Annotated in this window: 1 protein-coding gene; it reads left to right on the top strand. The window is 30.4% G+C overall.

Features of this window, described 5'->3' with window-relative positions; translation table 11 throughout:
• Positions 1 to 561, top strand: a 561-nt coding sequence (locus IU405_RS00470) for a M48 family metalloprotease (protein ID WP_197436696.1), incomplete at its 5' end; no start/stop codon positions are given.
• Positions 562 to 657: the final 96 nt, after the last annotated feature.

The following is a 657-nucleotide window of genomic DNA, read 5'->3' as shown; positions in this document are numbered from 1 at the left end:
GCTTATGCAAGTGGATTATCAGAAAAAACCTTTGCAATATCACTTTCAAGAGGAATTATCGATAAATTAAATGACGACGAATTAGAAACTGTTATAGCACACGAATTAACGCACATTATCAATAGAGATGTTAGATTATTGATTATTTCAATCATATTTGTAGGCATTTTTGCTTTCATTACAGAAATTGCTTTTCGAAGCGTTTTATATGGAGGAGGAAGAAAAAAAGATAATGGATTTATATTAGTCATTTTAGTTTTAGGGATTTTTGGGTTGGTTTTATCATCATTATTCAGATTTTCGCTATCAAGAAAAAGAGAATATTTAGCGGATGCTGGAGCAGCAGAACTAACTAAAAATCCTTTAGCGTTGGCAAGTGCCTTAAAAAAAATCTCTGCAGATCCTTGGATTGAAGCTGTGAAAAGAGAAGACATTGCACAAATGTTTATTGATCATCCAACGAAAAAAAAAGAAGAGAATTCATTGATTACCTTTTTTAATAGCATTTTTGCTACACATCCACCAATTGAAAAACGTATTAAAATTTTAGAGCAGTTTTAGCGATTTAAAAAAATATCCCAAGCTATAATATAGCTTGGGATATTTTCCAATTTTTAAATATTTTTCTAATTATTTCGCAGCAGCATAACGTCTTTC

This window comes from Polaribacter sp. BAL334, from assembly GCF_015767435.1.
Lineage (GTDB): Bacteria > Bacteroidota > Bacteroidia > Flavobacteriales > Flavobacteriaceae > Polaribacter.
This window is presented reverse-complemented; position numbering and strand designations above follow the sequence as displayed.